The 15,636-nt window shown below is 69.6% G+C and carries 16 protein-coding genes and 1 rRNA gene; 13 read left to right on the top strand and 4 right to left on the bottom strand.

Annotated elements, in window-relative coordinates; genetic code table 11:
- Positions 1-7 precede the first annotated feature (7 nt).
- The 10 genes from rrf to JHY01_RS22840 all read left to right on the top strand — a co-directional run bounded on the left by rrf (position 8) and on the right by JHY01_RS22840 (position 8,384).
- Positions 8-124 (top strand): 5S ribosomal RNA (gene rrf, locus JHY01_RS22885).
- 130 nt (positions 125-254) lie between these two features.
- The gene (gene nadD / locus JHY01_RS22880; protein ID WP_205328019.1) at positions 255-845 is read left to right on the top strand and encodes a nicotinate-nucleotide adenylyltransferase; all 591 of its coding nucleotides are present in this window, start codon (positions 255-257) and stop codon (positions 843-845) included.
- A 118-nt stretch (positions 846-963) separates the two neighbouring features.
- Positions 964-1,386: a ribosome silencing factor gene (rsfS, locus tag JHY01_RS22875; protein WP_205328018.1), complete on the top strand. Its 423-nt coding sequence runs from the start codon at positions 964-966 to the stop codon at positions 1,384-1,386.
- The gene (locus JHY01_RS22870) at positions 1,383-2,039 is read left to right on the top strand and encodes a histidine phosphatase family protein (protein WP_205328017.1); all 657 of its coding nucleotides are present in this window, start codon (positions 1,383-1,385) and stop codon (positions 2,037-2,039) included. The genes rsfS and JHY01_RS22870 overlap by 4 nt, the downstream gene beginning before the upstream one ends.
- A 101-nt stretch (positions 2,040-2,140) precedes the next feature.
- Complete coding sequence (locus JHY01_RS22865; RefSeq protein ID WP_205328016.1) at positions 2,141-2,617, top strand: hypothetical protein; 477 nt, start codon at positions 2,141-2,143, stop codon at positions 2,615-2,617.
- A gap of 13 nt (positions 2,618-2,630) precedes the next feature.
- Positions 2,631-3,479: a DegV family protein gene (locus JHY01_RS22860; RefSeq protein ID WP_205328015.1), complete on the top strand. Its 849-nt coding sequence runs from the start codon at positions 2,631-2,633 to the stop codon at positions 3,477-3,479.
- Between the two features lie 385 nt (positions 3,480-3,864).
- Positions 3,865-4,587 (top strand): helix-hairpin-helix domain-containing protein, encoded by a 723-nt coding sequence (locus JHY01_RS22855; protein ID WP_205328014.1) that lies wholly within the window; start codon positions 3,865-3,867, stop codon positions 4,585-4,587.
- A gap of 46 nt (positions 4,588-4,633) precedes the next feature.
- On the top strand, positions 4,634-6,949 hold the full coding sequence (locus tag JHY01_RS22850; RefSeq protein WP_205328013.1) for a ComEC/Rec2 family competence protein: 2,316 nt from the start codon (positions 4,634-4,636) through the stop codon (positions 6,947-6,949).
- Between the two features lie 147 nt (positions 6,950-7,096).
- Entirely contained in the window at positions 7,097-8,140 is a 1,044-nt protein-coding gene (gene holA, locus JHY01_RS22845) for a DNA polymerase III subunit delta (protein WP_374199580.1), read from the top strand.
- Complete coding sequence (locus JHY01_RS22840) at positions 8,133-8,384, top strand: hypothetical protein (protein WP_205328011.1); 252 nt, start codon at positions 8,133-8,135, stop codon at positions 8,382-8,384. Before holA ends, JHY01_RS22840 begins: the two co-directional genes overlap by 8 nt.
- A 181-nt stretch (positions 8,385-8,565) precedes the next feature.
- Here the strand turns inward: JHY01_RS22840 and rpsT are convergent, their stop codons facing one another.
- Together rpsT and JHY01_RS22830 are read right to left on the bottom strand one after the other, a co-directional pair.
- Complete coding sequence (rpsT, locus tag JHY01_RS27505; protein WP_205328010.1) at positions 8,566-8,838, bottom strand: 30S ribosomal protein S20; 273 nt, start codon at positions 8,836-8,838, stop codon at positions 8,566-8,568.
- A gap of 258 nt (positions 8,839-9,096) precedes the next feature.
- Entirely contained in the window at positions 9,097-9,681 is a 585-nt protein-coding gene (locus tag JHY01_RS22830) for a TetR/AcrR family transcriptional regulator (RefSeq protein WP_205328009.1), read from the bottom strand.
- A gap of 101 nt (positions 9,682-9,782) precedes the next feature.
- Here JHY01_RS22830 and JHY01_RS22825 point away from each other — a divergent pair, with 101 nt between their 5' ends.
- Complete coding sequence (locus JHY01_RS22825; RefSeq protein ID WP_205328008.1) at positions 9,783-10,814, top strand: hypothetical protein; 1,032 nt, start codon at positions 9,783-9,785, stop codon at positions 10,812-10,814.
- A 303-nt stretch (positions 10,815-11,117) separates the two neighbouring features.
- Positions 11,118-12,977 carry a translation elongation factor 4 gene (gene lepA / locus JHY01_RS22820; RefSeq protein WP_275889881.1) on the top strand — a complete coding sequence of 620 codons (1,860 nt, stop codon included), beginning with the start codon at positions 11,118-11,120 and terminating at the stop codon, positions 12,975-12,977.
- A gap of 57 nt (positions 12,978-13,034) precedes the next feature.
- On the opposite strand, the gene JHY01_RS22815 is transcribed toward lepA, so the two are convergent.
- Positions 13,035-13,703, bottom strand: a complete 669-nt coding sequence (locus JHY01_RS22815; protein ID WP_205328006.1) for a hypothetical protein — start codon at positions 13,701-13,703, stop codon at positions 13,035-13,037.
- A 29-nt stretch (positions 13,704-13,732) separates the two neighbouring features.
- On the opposite strand from JHY01_RS22815, the gene JHY01_RS22810 reads away from it, so the two are divergent.
- Complete coding sequence (locus JHY01_RS22810; RefSeq protein ID WP_205328005.1) at positions 13,733-13,942, top strand: hypothetical protein; 210 nt, start codon at positions 13,733-13,735, stop codon at positions 13,940-13,942.
- Here JHY01_RS22810 and JHY01_RS22805 read toward each other — a convergent pair.
- Positions 13,939-15,600 (bottom strand): alkaline phosphatase, encoded by a 1,662-nt coding sequence (locus JHY01_RS22805; RefSeq protein ID WP_205328004.1) that lies wholly within the window; start codon positions 15,598-15,600, stop codon positions 13,939-13,941. The genes JHY01_RS22810 and JHY01_RS22805 overlap by 4 nt on opposite strands.
- Positions 15,601-15,636: the final 36 nt, after the last annotated feature.

The raw sequence follows: 15,636 nt of genomic DNA, 5'->3' as shown, positions 1-15,636 counted from the left end.
GGGTTTGTTTGGTGGTGAGAGCGGAAGTGACACACCCGGTCCCATTCCGAACCCGGTCGTTACGGCTTCCAGCGCCGATGGTACTGCACTCGAGAGGGTGTGGGAGAGCAGGACACCGCCAAACATTGAACATTGGGAAAGGCCCGACGCATAAGCGTCGGGCCTTTTCTGTCTTCTGCTTCGCAGGGCTCCACTCGATCAGTGGAGCCCTTTTTGCGTGCCTCTGAATCGAGTGGGCGCGATAGGATTCGGCTGTGATTCGTCGCATCGGAGTTTTCGGGGGGACTTTCGATCCTCCTCATCTGGGGCACCTCGTGGCTGCCAGCGAGGCGGCGTTCCGTTGTGCGCTCGATGAAGTGGTGTTCGTCCCCACCGGCGATCCCTGGCAGAAGCATCATCTCAAGGTCACCGATGCCGCTGCGCGGCTTGCGATGACGCGTTCGGCGGTCGAGTCCGACCCGCAGTTTCGGGTCAGCACCTGCGACATCGATCGTGAAGGTGCCACGTACGCGGTGGACACTGTGGCGGACGTGCGGGCGGAGTACGACGATGAAGTGGACCTGCACTTCATCATCGGCGCCGACTCGTTGGAGAACCTCCACACCTGGCATCGGGTCGAGGAGCTTTGCAGGGCAGTGAAGTTCGTCGCGTTGAACCGTCCGGGGCACTCACGTCGAGAGGTCGACACGTCGTTCGGGGCCCAGGTCGAGTTCATCGACATGCCCGCAGTGGACCTCTCGTCGACCGAATGCCGCCAGCGCGTGCGCGACGGGCAGCCGATCCGGTATCTCGTGACCGACTCGGTCGCGGCATACGTGCAGGAGCACGGGCTTTACCGCGGTTGACCGTTGGGACGCTTCGCACAGCGACTGGCGTGAAACAGGGAAGTCGTCGTCGTACCCCGCGTGTAAGACTAGAGCAGCACCGGCGAGCGCCGGTGGGAACCCAATCTCAGGAGCGTTCGTGACCGCAAGTGAAACCGCCAAGACCCTGGCCTTTTCTGCAGCCCAGGCGGCGGCTGACAAGAAGGCCTTCGCCATCAACCTTCGGGACGTCACCTCGAAGATCGCCCTCACGGACGTCTTCGTGATCGTTTCGGCCTCGAACGAGCGGCAGGTCCACGCGGTCGTCGACGCGGTCGAGGAGAAGCTCATCAAGGAGCACGACACCCGTCCGCTGCGCCGTGAAGGCAAAGGCGGCGAGCAGTGGGTGCTGCTGGACTACAACGAGATCGTGGTGCACGTCTTCCACAAGGAGGCCCGCGACTACTACGGTCTCGACGGTCTCTGGAAGGACTGCCCGGAGATCGAGTTCGTCGACGAGACGGACGCGGAGCGGGCCCGCCGCGCCGAGGCCGCCGAGGGCGACGGCGAGGCCGGGGAGTGAACCGGCTGCTTGTCGTCCGACACGGGCAGACCGAGTGGAATCTCGCCGGCCGCATTCAGGGCTCAACCGACATCGACCTGGACGCGGACGGAGTCGCGCAGGCGGCCGAGGCCGCTCCGGAGCTGGCCGCGTACGAGCCGAACCGGATCATCTCCTCGGATCTGCGGCGGGCGGTGGACACCGCCCGGCCGATCGCGGAGCTCACCGGTATCGAGATCCTGTTGGACAAGCGGCTGCGTGAACGTGCTTACGGCCCCTGGGAGGGCCTGACGCAGCGGGAGATCGCCGAGCAGTTCCCCGAGGAGCACCGGCGTTGGCGCGCGCAGGAGCCGCTGCAGCACCCCGACATCGAGACGTGGGGGGAACTGCATCGCCGCACCGGCGATGCAGTGCGGGACATCGTCGAGTCGGAGCTCGAGGGGACCACGATCGTGGTCTGCCATGGCGGTTCGGCGCGGCAGATCGTCGGCGGGGTCCTCGGTTTCGACGAGGCGGCGGCGAGCAGCCTTTCGGGGATGGACAACGCGCACTGGGCTGAGCTGCGACGGATGCGTTCGGGCAAGTGGCGCCTGTTCGGCTACAACCTGGGCGTGCCCGCTCCGCACACGATCGGGCGGAGCCCGCTTGCGAGAGGCCAGCAGGCAGCCCGTTGACGGCGGCGCCGGGCCCCCCGGAACCCTGGACCGGTTTCGCATTCGCGTCGTAGGCTTCGGTCGAGGTGCAACCGCGCCGGGCTCGGAGGCGTCAAACCGGCATGAATACGCAGACTTCGCGCGTTCGACTGAGCACGGGCCTGACCGGCCCGCTCGTCGGCGCTTTCATCGGTGCGCTCATGGTCGCCGTGCTCGCCGCTTGCGGCGCGGGCGACGGCGGTACCGACGGTGAGACCACTACGCCCGCGACCTCGGCGGAGCCGAGCAGCGCGCCCGAAACGACCGAGGAGAGCCCCGTGCCAGATGAGACCACCCCCTATCTCGATCCGTCGCTCGGCGACTCCTCCAAGCCCGGTTCCTCGATGACCATCAGCGGCACCGTGGAAGCCGGCGTCGAGGCCGGCTGCCTGGTGCTGGAGCACGACGGGACCGTGTACGGGATCTTCGGGGACTACGACTCGTCGGTCGTGTACGCGGGCGCCACGGTCACGTTGCAGGGGAAGGTCGACGACGGCATGATGTCGACGTGCCAGCAGGGGACCCCGTTCGTGGTGGAGGTCGCCCAGTCCTCGGATTAGGTAGTGTGGCCGCGTGACCGTCGTCGTCGTTACCGATTCCACTTCGGCTTTGCCTGAGCCGCTGCGCACTGCGCGCAGCGGCTTGACGGTGCTCGGCATTCCGGTGCTGATCGACGGCGTCGAGCACCGCGAAGGCGAGGACATCGACGGCGAGGTGATCCTGCGCGCGATGCGGGAAGGCCGTGAGGTGACCACATCGGGTCTGCCTCCGGAAGAGCTGCGGGCGACGTACAAGCGGCTGCTGGACGAGGGCGCGAGCGGGATCGTCTCGGTGCACCTGTCCGGGCGGTTGTCGGGGACGGTGGCGGCGGCTGAGGCCGCGGCGGCGGGCTTCGGCGGGCGGGTGGCGGTGGTCGATTCGCTCGGTGCGGGCATGGGGGTCGGGTATCCGGCGCTCGCGGCGGTCGATGCGGCGGAGCACGGTGCCGAGTTGCTGGGGGCTGCTGCTGCGGCGCAGTCGGTGATCGGGCGGACCTCGACGTATTTCTACCTCGACACGTTGGAGTACCTGCGGCGCGGCGGGCGGATCAGTGCCGCTCGGGCGATCGTGGGAACGGCGTTGTCGGTGAAGCCGATCTTGGGCGTCGAGGACGGGCGCATCGACGTGGTGGAGAAGGTGCGCACGCCGACGCGCGGGCTGCAGCGACTGGCGGCGCTCGCGGTGGCCGGCGCCGGCGAGGCGGAGGTCGAGATGACGGTGCACCACTTGGGTGCGGAGCGCCGGGCGGAGGCGTTGGCGGGCTGGCTCGGGGAGCGGTTCGAAGGCCGGTTGCGGCGCATGGACGTGACGGAAGTCGGTGCGGCGATCGGGGCGCATTGCGGCCCGGGCCTGGTCGGCGTGATCACGAGGCGACTGCCCTGAGCGGCGGATCGAATGGCAGATCAGCTGACTCTTCATTCAGCGGGTTCGGAGTTCGGATGTTCGCGGAGCGACCCCCCGGGGTCGGGTGTGTCGGAGTGTATGGCCGGGTGGCCGTAGGGCATGCCCCTTCCCGCCCGCATCCGCCTCCGACCAACCGAAAAAAGACCACACTCCCACAGCGGTGCGACAGTTCGTCGGGCGTGGACGCACGCATTATGGCGTCTCGCTGGGGATCCGTCCACACTTGTCGGGGTTATCCACAGGGGTGATTCCGTTTATCCACAGGCCGAAAAGATCGCAGTGACGGCCGTGTCCTCCGCTCGTTGAGCCGGGTATGGAACGCGAACTGCCACCTGATTCCGCCGCTCTCGCCGCGAGACTTCGAATGCGGCTCAACGACTCCGTCGACGAACCCGGGGTCTGCAAGGAGACCGTCGACGCCGATTCCGGTGAACCCGAACCTGAACCGGTCCTCAAACCGCCTCCCGTCCGCCGTTTCGACGAGCACCTCGAACGCCTTCAGCACCGCCTCGGCCTCTCGCATCTCAACCGCTGGGTCCTGGTGACCGTCGCGCTCCTGGTCGCTGCGGTCGGCCTGTCTGTGACGCTCTTGTCCTGGCCCGACGCCGAGCCCACCGCGACGGCGCCCGCCGCGCCCGTGGAAGCGACGGCGGCCGATCCGAAGACGATCATCGTCTCGGTCGCCGGTGCGGTCAAGGAACCCGGGATCGTCGAACTGGAGGCCGGGTCGCGCGTCGCCGATGCGATCGAGGCCGCAGGCGGGCTGGCCGACGGCGCCGATCCCGGATTCCTGAACCTCGCCCGCGTCGTCGCCGACGGCGATCTCGTCGCCGTTCCCGACGCCACGGCCTCGGGTGCGGCCGCCCCAGGCGACACGGAAGGCGCGAGCTCCGGCGGCCTGGTGAACGTCAACGTGGCGAGTGCCGCGGAGCTGGACGCGCTCAAGGGCATCGGTCCGGTACTCGCCGAGCGGATCATCGAGTACCGCGACGCCAACGGGAGCTTCGGATCGCTCGATGAACTCTCGGAGGTCTCCGGAATCGGCACGGCGCTGCTCGAGCAGCTGCGCGACCAGGTGACGCTATGACGCGAACTTACGGGTTGCGCGGGCAGCCGCGGGAAAGTCGGGCGTCTTGAGTCACGAGTTCGTGCTGCGGCCGGCGCCGTCGGAGGTCGTCCGGCGGGACTGGCGGCTGCCGCTCGCTGCGGCCGGGGTATGGGCGGCAACGCTCGCCGGCTTGTACGGGAACGTGGTGAGCGGGTTGCTGGTCGCCGCCGGTTGCGGGGTCGTCGCGGCCTTCGGGCGCAAGTGGAGGCGCGGCTTCCCGGCGGCCGCGGCGACGGTCGCCTTCGGCGGGCTGCTCGGCGCGGGCGTCACGACCGTGCACGTCGCCGTGCGGGACCATCCAGGGCTCGCGGCGGTGACCGCCGCCGAAGCACACGGCGAAGCGGAATTGGTGCTGCGTACCGCGCCCAAACCCTCGAACCGGCGCCCGGAGCTCGTCACCGCGACCGCGCGACTGCATGCCTTCCACACCGACGACGTAGCGCTCGAAGGGCATTGGCAGGTGCTGCTGGTCGCCAGCGGGGACGAGTGGAGCGAGGTCGACGCCGGACAGCGGCTCACCGCACCCGCTGTGCTGCGGGAGGCCGATGGAGGACGGTTGACGGCGGCGATCGTCAGCGCCCGCGGGCCTCCGGAACCGGTCGGGGAACTGTCGCTCCCGAACCAGGTCGCCGCGCATGTGCGTGAACGACTGGTGAGTGCCGTTGCGGCGGTGCCGCAACCGGAAGCGGGCCTGATTCCCGCGCTCGCGGTCGGCGACGCATCCATGATGGATCCCGAACTCGCCGCCGATTTCCGGACGACCGGACTCGTGCACCTCGTGGTGGTCTCCGGATACCACTTGAGCCTGGTGGTCGGCGCGGTCCTGGCGGTGGCCCTGGCGTGCAGGGCCGGTCCGCGCGGCCTGGTGACCTCCGGCGCGATCGCGATCGCCGCGATCGTGGTGGTGGCCGGTCCGCAGCCGAGCGTGCTTCGGGCGGCGGTGATGGCGGGGATGTCACTGCTGGCGCTGGCCGCCGGTCGGCCTCGCGCGGCCATGCCGGGATTGGCCACGGCGGTCCTGGTCGTGGTCCTGGCCGACCCGGACATGGCCGCGCAGGCGGGGTTCGCGCTTTCGGTGGCGGCCTGTGTCGGGTTGCTGCTCTTGGCGTTCCGTTGGGCGAGGCCGCTCGAGCACCGCGGCTGGCCGCAGCCGGTCGCGTTGGCGGTCACGATCCCGCTGGCGACACAGGCGGCGGTCACACCGCTGCTCGTCGGGCTCGGCAGCGGGGTGAGCCTGGTGTCGGTGCCGGTGAACGTGCTGGCGGCCTTGGTGGCCGCGCCGGTCGTGGTGCTTTCGGTGGGCGCTGCCGCGGTGGCGGCCGCGTGGCTTCCGGCCGGCGAAGTGGCGGCGCAGCTGGCGGCTGTCCCGGCGCGGTGGCTGATCTGGTTGGCGCGCAACGGCGCGGAGGTGCCGGGGGCGCTGCTGCCGTTGCCCGGTGGCGTGCGGTGGGGCCTGGGCTCGGCCGCGGCGCTGGCGGTGCTGATCGTGCTGCTGCAGCGCCGCCGCCTGCGCGTCCCGGTCTTGGCGGTCCTCCTTGCCGCGGGGTTGGGGACGGTCCCGGCCTGTCTGACCCGCGGCGGTCCGCCTTCGGGCTGGGTGATCACGATGTGCGATGTGGGGCAAGGCGATGCGCTCGTCCTGCCCGCGGGCGATGCCGTGGTGGTCGTCGATGTCGGGCCCGATCCCGCGTCGGTCGACGCGTGCCTGGACGAGCTGAAGGCGGACCGGATCGCGCTGCTCGTGCTGTCGCACTTCCACATCGACCACACGGCCGGAATCGGCGGTGTGGTGGAGGGCCGCGAGGTCGACGCGATCCTCGCGCCGCCGCCCGGGGAGGCCCGGTACGGGTACGAGTTGGTCGAGGAGCGGGCCGGCGCGGTGCCGGTGCTGGAGGCCGTGCCGGGACAGGCGTTCGAGTTCGGGGCGACGCGGTTGGAGGTGCTGGGGCCGCCTGCGGAGCTGCTGAGCGGCACGCGGTCGGACCCGAACAACAACTCGGTGGCGGTGCGGGCGGACGTGGCGGGGACGAGCGTGCTGCTGACCGGCGATGTCGAGGTCGAAGGCCAGCGCGCCCTGCTGGGCAGCGGGGCGGTGCTCGGCGTGGACGTGTTGAAGATGCCGCATCACGGGTCCTCGTTCCAGGTCCGGGAGTTCCTGGAGACCGCCGATCCGGCGGTCGCGCTTGTCGGAGTGGGGGCCGGAAATGAGTACGGGCATCCCGATCCGGGGGCGCTCGGTGTGCTCGAGGAGCGCGGGGCGCTGGTGTTCCGGACGGACGAGTCGGGCCGGATCACGGTGGTGCGCAACGGCGACGCGTTCGAGGTGACGACGGCGGATTGAGACCGGGATGAAGTCGGCGGGACGGGGCGGGGCGGCATCGGGCCCTACCGAGCGTGCCCGATGGGTCACCTTTCGGGTGAATGGGCGGCGGACGTCCCGGTGCGGATCGGCACGGTCGGGCATGGCAGGGGGGTTGCGCGGGAGACGATGGCCCGGTCGAAACCCGTGGGTCCGCGGGAGGCATGGGAGGATGGTCCGGTGGCTGCACTCGAACCCATCCGCCTGATCCAAGGCGACGACGAATTCCTCGCCGAGCGGGCCGCCGCCGACTTCGTGAAGGCGGTGCGCGCCGAGCTCCCGGAAGGGGAGCCCGCGCCCGCCGTCAACCGCATCGACGGCGGCGACCTCACCGCGGGCGCCTTCGCGGAGCTGACCAGTCCGACCCTGTTCGGTGGCGCGGTCGTCGGCATCATCGAGTCGGGCCAGGACATCGACAAGGGCCTCGCCGCCGCCGTGCTCGCCTTCGCCAAGCAGCCCGCGCCCGGGATCTACCTCGCGGTGTGCCACAACGGCGGCAACAAGGGCAAAGGACTCGCCGAGGGCTTGAAGAAGCTCGACGTCGAGGTGGTGCGCGTCTCCAAGATCAAGCGGCAGCCCGACCGGGTGGCCTTCGTGCGCGGTGAACTGCGCGACGCCGGGGCCTCGCCGCGGTCGGCTTCGGCGGAGATCGCCGACACGATCATTCAGGCCGTCGGCTCCGACCTGCGCGAGCTCGCTTCGGCGTGCGCGCAGCTCGTCGCGGACACCGACGGCAAGATCACGCAGGAGAGCGTGGCCCAGTACTACTCCGGCCGCGCCGAGGTCTCCGGCTTCACCGTCGCCGACGCGACGATCGCAGGGGACACCGCGGAGGCGCTCGGCGCGCTGCGCTGGGCCATGCAGGTCGGGGTCGACGCGGTGCCGATCGCCGACGCGCTGGCGATGGCCGTGCGCAACCTCTCCCGCGTCGCCGCCGAACGGGGCGGGGCGGGGCAGCTCGCCGGTCAGCTCGGCATGGCGCCGTGGCAGATCGAGAAGGCGCGCAAGCAGGCCCGCAACTGGACCGCGGACGCGCTCGCCGAGGCGATGCGGGTGTGCGCGCGACTGAACGGCGAGGTCAAGGGCGGTGCCGATGACCGGGGCTGGGCGCTCGAGCACGCGATCTTGGAGATCACCCGATTGAGCGCCGCGGGGAAGGGCAATCGTGTCTGAGTACCGTCACGGACGAGTGGCGAGGCCGCGTCGGCCCTGGTATGCGCGGGTGCTGCATCTGAAGCACCTGTACCTGTCGAACCTCTGGTGCGTCGTGCTGTTCGAGGGCTCGATCGCGCTGGCGGTGCTCATGGCGCTGACCGAGCTGGTGACGTGGTGGGTGGTGCCGGTGCTGCCGCTCGCGGTGGCGGGCATGGTGAAGCTCAACGACGTGATCGCGGGGTCGCTGGAGCGGCACGGCTGATCGGCGGGCACGCCGACCGTGTTCGGGGCCGGGAGGGGCCGGCGGCCCGAACGGTGCCCGGTGGAGGTGACGGCGCTCGGGTGCCCGTGTCCGGGTCGTGGCGACCGCTGGAGACGCTGAAGGCCCGGGGGCGTGCACCCCCGGGCCTTCTGAAGCTGTGTCGCTGCTCGTTCGCTCGCGTTTAGGCGGCGGCGGAGAGCTTGTTGAAGGACGCGGCCAGCTTGGACTTGCGCTGGGCGGCCTGGTTCTTGTGGATGACACCCTTGGTGGCAGCCTTGTCCAGCTCGCGGCTGGCGGCGCGCAGGTGGGTCTCAGCGGCGGCGACGTCGCCGGTGGCAGACGCCTCACGGAACTTCCGGACGGACGTCTTCAGCGACGACTTCACTGCCTTGTTGCGCATCCGGCGCTTCTCGTTCGTCAGAATGCGCTTTTCTTTGGACTTGATGTTCGCCACGCGTGAAGCCTCAGTTTCGTGATTGCTTGGTTCCTTAATTGATCGCGTCGGAGGCAGAGGGCACTCCGAGCGCCTGTCAACGTTACCAGGAGCCGAGCATCGCACACGCCCTGGGAGCATGACCGCGAACCAGGTTACACGAGGTCGCGGGCATCGTATGAACGCCGGTGCCCGGCTGTAACCCGCGATACCCGAGGACGGGACGCGGGCACGGCTTCGCGTGCGCATCGCTCCTGCGCGGTTCCCGGTCGCGAGTGCTCAGACGGAGGCGCCGCGGGCTCTGAGCGCGGGCAGGACCACCTCGTCGACGATGCTCTCGACCGTCTCGGCGGATACGGCCCCGAAGATGATGAACTCGTTGCGCACCAAGTCGATCGGGAGGCGCCGCAGGCGCTCGGTGAGGTGCTCCCATTCGAGCTCGCCGCGTTCGACGGCGCGGGCGTAGACCGCTCGCTCCAGGAGGTTGGTGAGCTCGTTCACGAGTCTGCCGAGCAGGAGTTCGCGGGCTTCGGGGTCGGCGCTGACATCGGTGAGCATGCCGAGCATCGCGGTCTGGCCGACCATTTGCATCCGCCGGTGCGCCAACGTGATCAACGCAACGGTGTCGCCGCGCAGCGACGCGGTGTCGGGCACCGTCTCGGCTTGCGGAAGCCGGTTCGCGATGCACGCGACCAGGATCTCCATCCGGCTCGACCAGCGGCGATACACGACCGGTTTGCTGGTTCCGGCTCGTCTCGCGACGCCCTCCATCGTGAATCCCGCATAGCCGGCCTCGCGGAACTCCTCGAACGCGGCATCGAGAATCGCCTGCTCGAGTTCTCTGCCGCGACGTCTGGACGCCACCTTGCGCTCCAACCCGACCTCCTCTAGATACTTGCCGTTTCTTATGTTAGCTTGAGTCTAACAAGATACGGTCCGTATCTTGCGGATGATTGGAAACCGTCATGGAAAGCACCCCCAAGCCCACGCCGATCGGCAGGGTGATCGCGATCAGCGCCGGACTCGCACTCATCGTCGGCGTCCTCACGCTCGCGTTCACCTGGCCCTCGGCCGACATGGGACCCAACGAGGTCCCGATCGCCGTCATCGGCCCCGACGAGGCCGTCGCCCAGGTCCAGTCGCAGCTCGACGACGCCCAGCCCGACGGGTTCGACGTCACCGCGGTCGCCGACGCCGCGGAGGCCGAGACCCTCATCGAGGAACGCGAGGTCTACGCGGCCCTCGCGATCGCCCCCGGTTCGGTGGACCTCTACACCGCCTCGGCCGCCTCGCCCACGGTGGCTCGGCTCGTGACCGGGATCGCCGACCAGATCGCGGCGCAGATGAGCCAGGCCGCCGGGCAGCCCGGCAGCGTCCAGGTCAACGCCCAGGACCTCGTGCCGCTGCCCGCCGACGACCCGAACGGCGCCGGACTCGCCGCTTCGGCCTTCCCGATGGCCATGGGCGGCATCGTGATCGCCGCGCTCATCGCGTTCAACGTGCGCGGCTCGGGCCGCCAGGCACTGGCCGCGGTCCTCGCGCCGCCGGCCGTGGGCGCGGGCGTCGCCGCGATCCTGATGTACGTGCTCGAATCGATCGACGGCGACTTCTGGGCGATCACCGGGGCGCTGACGCTCACGATGGCGGCGACCGCGTGGGGCATCCTCGGCCTGGCGAAGCTGCTGGGCCGGACCGGGTTCGTGCTGGGCGCGGTCATCGTGATGCTCGTCGGCAACCCGCTGTCGGGCATGACGAGCTCTCCCGAAATGCTGCCCGCGCCGTGGGGCGCGTTCGGCCAGTTCCTGTCGCCGGGCGCGGGCGGGACGCTGGTGCGCTCGACGGCGTACTTCGACGGCAACGGCGGCGACGCGGCGGCGTGGACGCTCGCCGCATGGGTGGTCGCAGGTGTGCTGCTCTTCACGATCGGTGCCGTGCAGGCCAAAGTCAAAGGCGTGAACGAGGAGGCGAGGGAGCCCGTTTCGGCCGCTGCCGCATAGCGGCGGGAGCCGGGACCGATCGGCGGCTTCGGCCCGCGATGGCGCGGGTCGGGGCCGCCGGACCTGTTTCCGGGCGGACGGTGGCCCTGAGGGCGGCGATTCGCGGCCGCCCCGGTGCGGATGTCGCGTTCCCGCACGGAGGCGGTCGGGAGGTGCCGGCGGCCGCCGCCGTGAGCGGGGCGCCTTTTCTCCCTGGGTGTGCGGGGAGACTCGGGCGGGTAAGGCAGAATTGGCTAGCCACCCCATCCGACTGCGCCATCGTTCGGATCGCAAGCGGGCTTGGCGAAGCTCGCGAGCCATACATTGGTACCGCCGACAAGGAAGGCCACCGTGACCAACGCGCCAGGCTCGACCGCTCCGGAGTCGATCCGGAACTTCTGCATCATCGCGCACATCGACCACGGCAAGTCCACGCTGGCCGACCGCATGCTGCAGATCACCGAGGTCGTCGACGCCCGCCAGATGCGCGCGCAGTACCTCGACCGGATGGACATCGAGCGGGAACGCGGCATCACCGTGAAGTCCCAGGCCGTCCGCATGCCCTGGACCGCCCGCTCCGGCGAGGCCGAGGGCCGGGAATTCGTGCTCAACATGATCGACACGCCCGGCCACGTCGACTTCACCTACGAGGTCTCCCGCTCCCTGGCCGCCTGCGAAGGCGCGATCCTCCTCGTCGACGCCGCGCAGGGCATCGAGGCGCAGACCCTCGCGAACCTCTACCTCGCGATGAGCAACGACCTCACCATCATCCCGGTGCTCAACAAGATCGACCTCCCCTCGGCCGACCCCGACCGGTACGCAGAGGAGATCGCCCACCTCATCGGCTGCGAGCCCGAGGACGTCTTCCGCGTCTCCGGCAAGACCGGCGTCGGCGTCGCCGAGCTGCTGGACGCGGTCGTCGAGCAGATCCCACCGCCCGTGGGCGACGCGGACGCGCCCGCCCGCGCGATGATCTTCGACTCCGTCTACGACGTCTACCGCGGCGTCGTCACCTACATCCGCGTCATCGACGGCAAGCTCAACGCCCGCGACCGCATCCGCATGATGTCGACCCGCGCCGACCACGAGCTCCTCGAGATCGGGGTCATCAGTCCCGAGCCCGTCGTCTCCAAGGCACTGAGCGTCGGCGAGGTCGGCTACCTCATCACCGGTGTGAAGGACGTGCGCCAGTCGAAGGTCGGCGACACCGTCACCCTCAACAAGAATCCGGCCACGCAGGCACTGCCCGGCTACACCGAGGCCAAACCGATGGTCTACTCCGGGCTCTACCCGATCGACGGCTCCGACTACGGCAACCTCCGCGAAGCCCTCGACAAGCTGCAGCTCAACGACGCCGCGCTCCAGTACGAGCCCGAGACCTCCGCGGCGCTCGGCTTCGGCTTCCGCGTCGGCTTCCTCGGCCTGCTGCACCTGGAGATCATCCAGGAGCGCCTCGAACGCGAGTTCAACCTCGATCTGATCTCGACCGCGCCCAACGTGGTCTACCAGGTCGTCAAGGAGGACGGCGAGGAGGTCGAGGTCACGAACCCCTCGGAGTTCCCCGAGGGCAAGATCCACTCGATCACCGAGCCGATCGCCAAGGCCACCATCCTGGCCCCGAAGGAGTACATCGGGACCGTGATGGAGCTGTGCCAGACCAAGCGCGGCGTCCAGACCGGCATGGACTACCTCTCGACCGACCGGGTCGAGATCCGGTACACGCTGCCGCTGGCCGAGATCGTCTTCGACTTCTTCGACCAGCTCAAGTCGCGCACCAAGGGCTACGCCTCGCTCGACTACGACATCGAGGGCTCCCAGGAGTCCGAGCTGGTCAAGGTCGACATCCTGCTTCAGGGCGAGCGCGTGGACGCGTTCGCCGCGATCGTCCACAAGGACCAGGCCTACGCGTACGGCGTGCGTCTCTCCGAGCGGCTCAAGAAGCTCATCCCGCGCCAGCAGTTCGAGGTGCCCATCCAGGCCGCGATCGGCTCGCGCATCATCGCCCGCGAGACCATCCGCGCCCTGCGCAAGGACGTGCTCGCCAAGTGCTACGGCGGCGACATCTCCCGCAAGCGCAAGCTCCTCGAGAAGCAGAAGGAGGGCAAGAAGCGCATGAAGAACATCGGCCGCGTCGAGGTCCCCCAAGAGGCGTTCATCGCCGCACTGCGGACCGACGAGGACTAGACGAACGACGAACAGGGGCGGAGCCGAACGGCTCCGCCCCTGTCTCGTTGCGCTGTCTTACCTCTCCGTCGGATAGCCCGGGGGCGGCGCCTGCGGCGGTCCCGGCGGCTGCTGCGGGTATCCGGGCGGCGGGCCCTGGTGCGGGGGCTTCGGCTGGTTGCCCGGCCGCGACTTCAGGTACTGCTCGACCTCGGGCTGGAACAGCAGGTAGAAGCCGGCGCCGACCGCGCCGAGCTTGGCCAGGCCGAGGAGCGTGCCGAGCGCGGCGTACCAGCCCAGGCCCCAGCCGCCGAAGAAACCGCCGAGCGAGAAGAAGCCGAGGATGCCGAGCCCGATGTACAGCGGGACGCGCGGGTCGGCGGCGCCGAACGTGCCGAGCTTGTCCTTGGTGACGAACCAGGCGATCGCGACCGCGAACGCACCGAGGATGAGACCGAAGACGGCGCCGCCCACGAGGAAGCCCGTGCCGAACCACCAAGGCGCGGTGGCCGACGCGATGAGCGAGAAGACGAAGACCAGCACCGTCGCGGCCGCGTAGACCCACAGCAATTGCGTGAACTGGTTGACCTTCTTGGGGCGGCCGGGGTTTTCCTTGATTCCCCATTCGGCGGCGAAGTCGCCTTGTCCCTGCGGCGGGCCCCCGTACTGCGGCGGCGGTCCGGCCGGCCCGCCACCTGGGGCGGCGCCGTACGGATTCGATTCGGGCGGTTGCGGCGGATACGTCATGGTCGCTGCTCCGGGCAAAAGAGAAGGGCGTGCTTTCACTGCTCACTGTAGCCTTTCGCCGCTCGCTCCGGGGAACGGCGATCCTGCGCAAACCAATGGCGGATATGGCAATTCGTGGCAATTTCGAACGCCATGAAAAAGAACCCGAAATGATCACGGAGGCGAAAAAGGACGACCCGGCCGCGGCGAGCTGCGTCGCCGCGGACCGGGCCGCCCCCGGCGCCCTGCGCCACCGCTAGTTCAGGTAGTCGTCGGCGTTCTCGTCCGAACCGGCGAACGGGCTGGTGTTCGTCGTCATGTTCCCGGTGTCGACCGGTCGGTCATAGGTCCGGTGGAGCGCGCGCTCGCGGTCGGCGATCGTGTACGACCGGCGCGTGTACACGGGCGCGTCCTGCACCGTCACCTGCGGCACGACCTTGAAGTCCACGTCCATCCGGTCGGGCCTGATGACGGTCTCGACATAGCCGCGCTGCGCGTTGCGGAACTTGATGTGCGGGTTGATCTTCAGCGCCGTGTTGTCCTCCGGCACCGAGTCGACGCCGTTGCCGCCCGAGGTGATGGAGGTCGCGACCAGCTCCACGCCGACGGACTCGCCGTCGAGGTCGGGGAACCCGGTCTTGATCTCGCCCGCCCAGTGCGTGTGCACGTCGCCGGTGAGCACCACCGGGTTGCGGACCCCGGCCTCGACCCAGCCGTCGATGAGGCGCTGCCTCGAGGCCGCGTACCCGTCCCAGCCGTCCATGCTGGTGCGCAGGATCGCGTCGTCGGCACTGGAGTCGCGCTGCGTGAAGAACACCTGCTGGCCCAGGAGGTCCCAGCGCGCCCGCGACTCGTGGAAGCCGTCGATCAGCCATTCCTCCTGCGCGGCACCGGTGATGGTGCGCGACTCGTCCCACGCGTCGGCGCAGTTGCTCTGCGTGCCGTCGCCGCAGGCCTGGTCGTCGCGGTACTGGCGCGTGTCCATCATGTGGAAGTTCGCCAGGCGGCCCCAGCGGACGCGGCGGTACAGCTGCATGTCGATGCCCTCGGGCACCGAGGAGCGCCGCAGCGGCATGTTCTCCCAGTACGCCTGGAACGCGGCGGCCCGCCGGGCCAGGAAGTCGACCGGGTCCGGGGTGTCCGAACCGGCCTCCGGGACCTCGTCGGCCCAGTTGTTCTCGGTCTCGTGGTCGTCCCAGATCACCAGCCACGGCGCGGCCGCGTGCGCGAGCTGCAGATCGGGGTCGGTCTTGTACTGGGCATGGCGCTGGCGGTAGGTCGCGAGCGAGACGGTCTCGGGCCCTTCGTGGTCGCGCACGTTCCCGTCGGGGGAGTTGTACACCTTGGCCTTGTACTCGTACTGGTAGTCGCCCAGGTGCAGGATCAGGTCCGGGTGCGACTCGGCCATGTGCCGGTACGCGGTGAAGTAGCCGTGCTCGAACTGGGAGCAGGACGCGAAGGCCATCCGCAGCTCCTCGGGGAGCGCGTGGCGCGGCGGGGCGGTCACGGTGCGGCCGGCGGAGGAGGTCCACTTGCCGGTCTTGAACCGGTAGTAGTACTCGCGGCCGGGTCGCAGGCCCTCGACCTCGATGTGGACGCTGTAGCCGATCTCGGCCGCGGTCTGGACCTGGCCGTGCGCGACGCGGTGGCGGAAGCGCTCGTCGCGGGCGACCTCCCACTTGACGTCGAACGCGGCGTTCGGCATGCCGCCCATGCCGTCTTCGGCGAGGGGGTCCACGGCCAGGCGGGTCCAGAGGACCACGCCGTCGGGTTCGGGGTCGCCGGAGGCGACGCCGAGGGTGAACGGGTCGCTCTGGAGCGTGGCGTGCGTGTTCGTCTGCGCCCAGCCGGTGGCGGGGACCGCTACGGCGGCACCGGCGGCGGATGAGGCGAGCAGGATTCGGCGCGACAGGCGCATATGGACCTCGCTTCGGGGGAGTTGCGCGGGTTTGTG

The organism is Glycomyces sp. YM15 (assembly GCF_016918015.1).
In the GTDB taxonomy this organism is placed as follows: domain Bacteria; phylum Actinomycetota; class Actinomycetes; order Mycobacteriales; family Micromonosporaceae; genus Glycomyces.
This window is presented reverse-complemented; position numbering and strand designations above follow the sequence as displayed.

Bases quoted from the DNA above. Each gene is read 5' to 3' on its own strand.
- JHY01_RS22805 (WP_205328004.1), bottom strand. From the start codon at position 15,600: ATGCGCCTGTCGCGCCGAATCCTGCTCGCCTCATCCGCCGCCGGTGCC.
- JHY01_RS22825 (WP_205328008.1), top strand. From the start codon at position 9,783: ATGGAAAGCACCCCCAAGCCCACGCCGATCGGCAGGGTGATCGCGATC.
- JHY01_RS22855 (WP_205328014.1), top strand. From the start codon at position 3,865: ATGCGGCTCAACGACTCCGTCGACGAACCCGGGGTCTGCAAGGAGACC.
- JHY01_RS22865 (WP_205328016.1), top strand. From the start codon at position 2,141: ATGAATACGCAGACTTCGCGCGTTCGACTGAGCACGGGCCTGACCGGC.
- holA (WP_374199580.1), top strand. From the start codon at position 7,097: ATGGCCCGGTCGAAACCCGTGGGTCCGCGGGAGGCATGGGAGGATGGT.
- JHY01_RS22815 (WP_205328006.1), bottom strand. From the start codon at position 13,703: ATGACGTATCCGCCGCAACCGCCCGAATCGAATCCGTACGGCGCCGCC.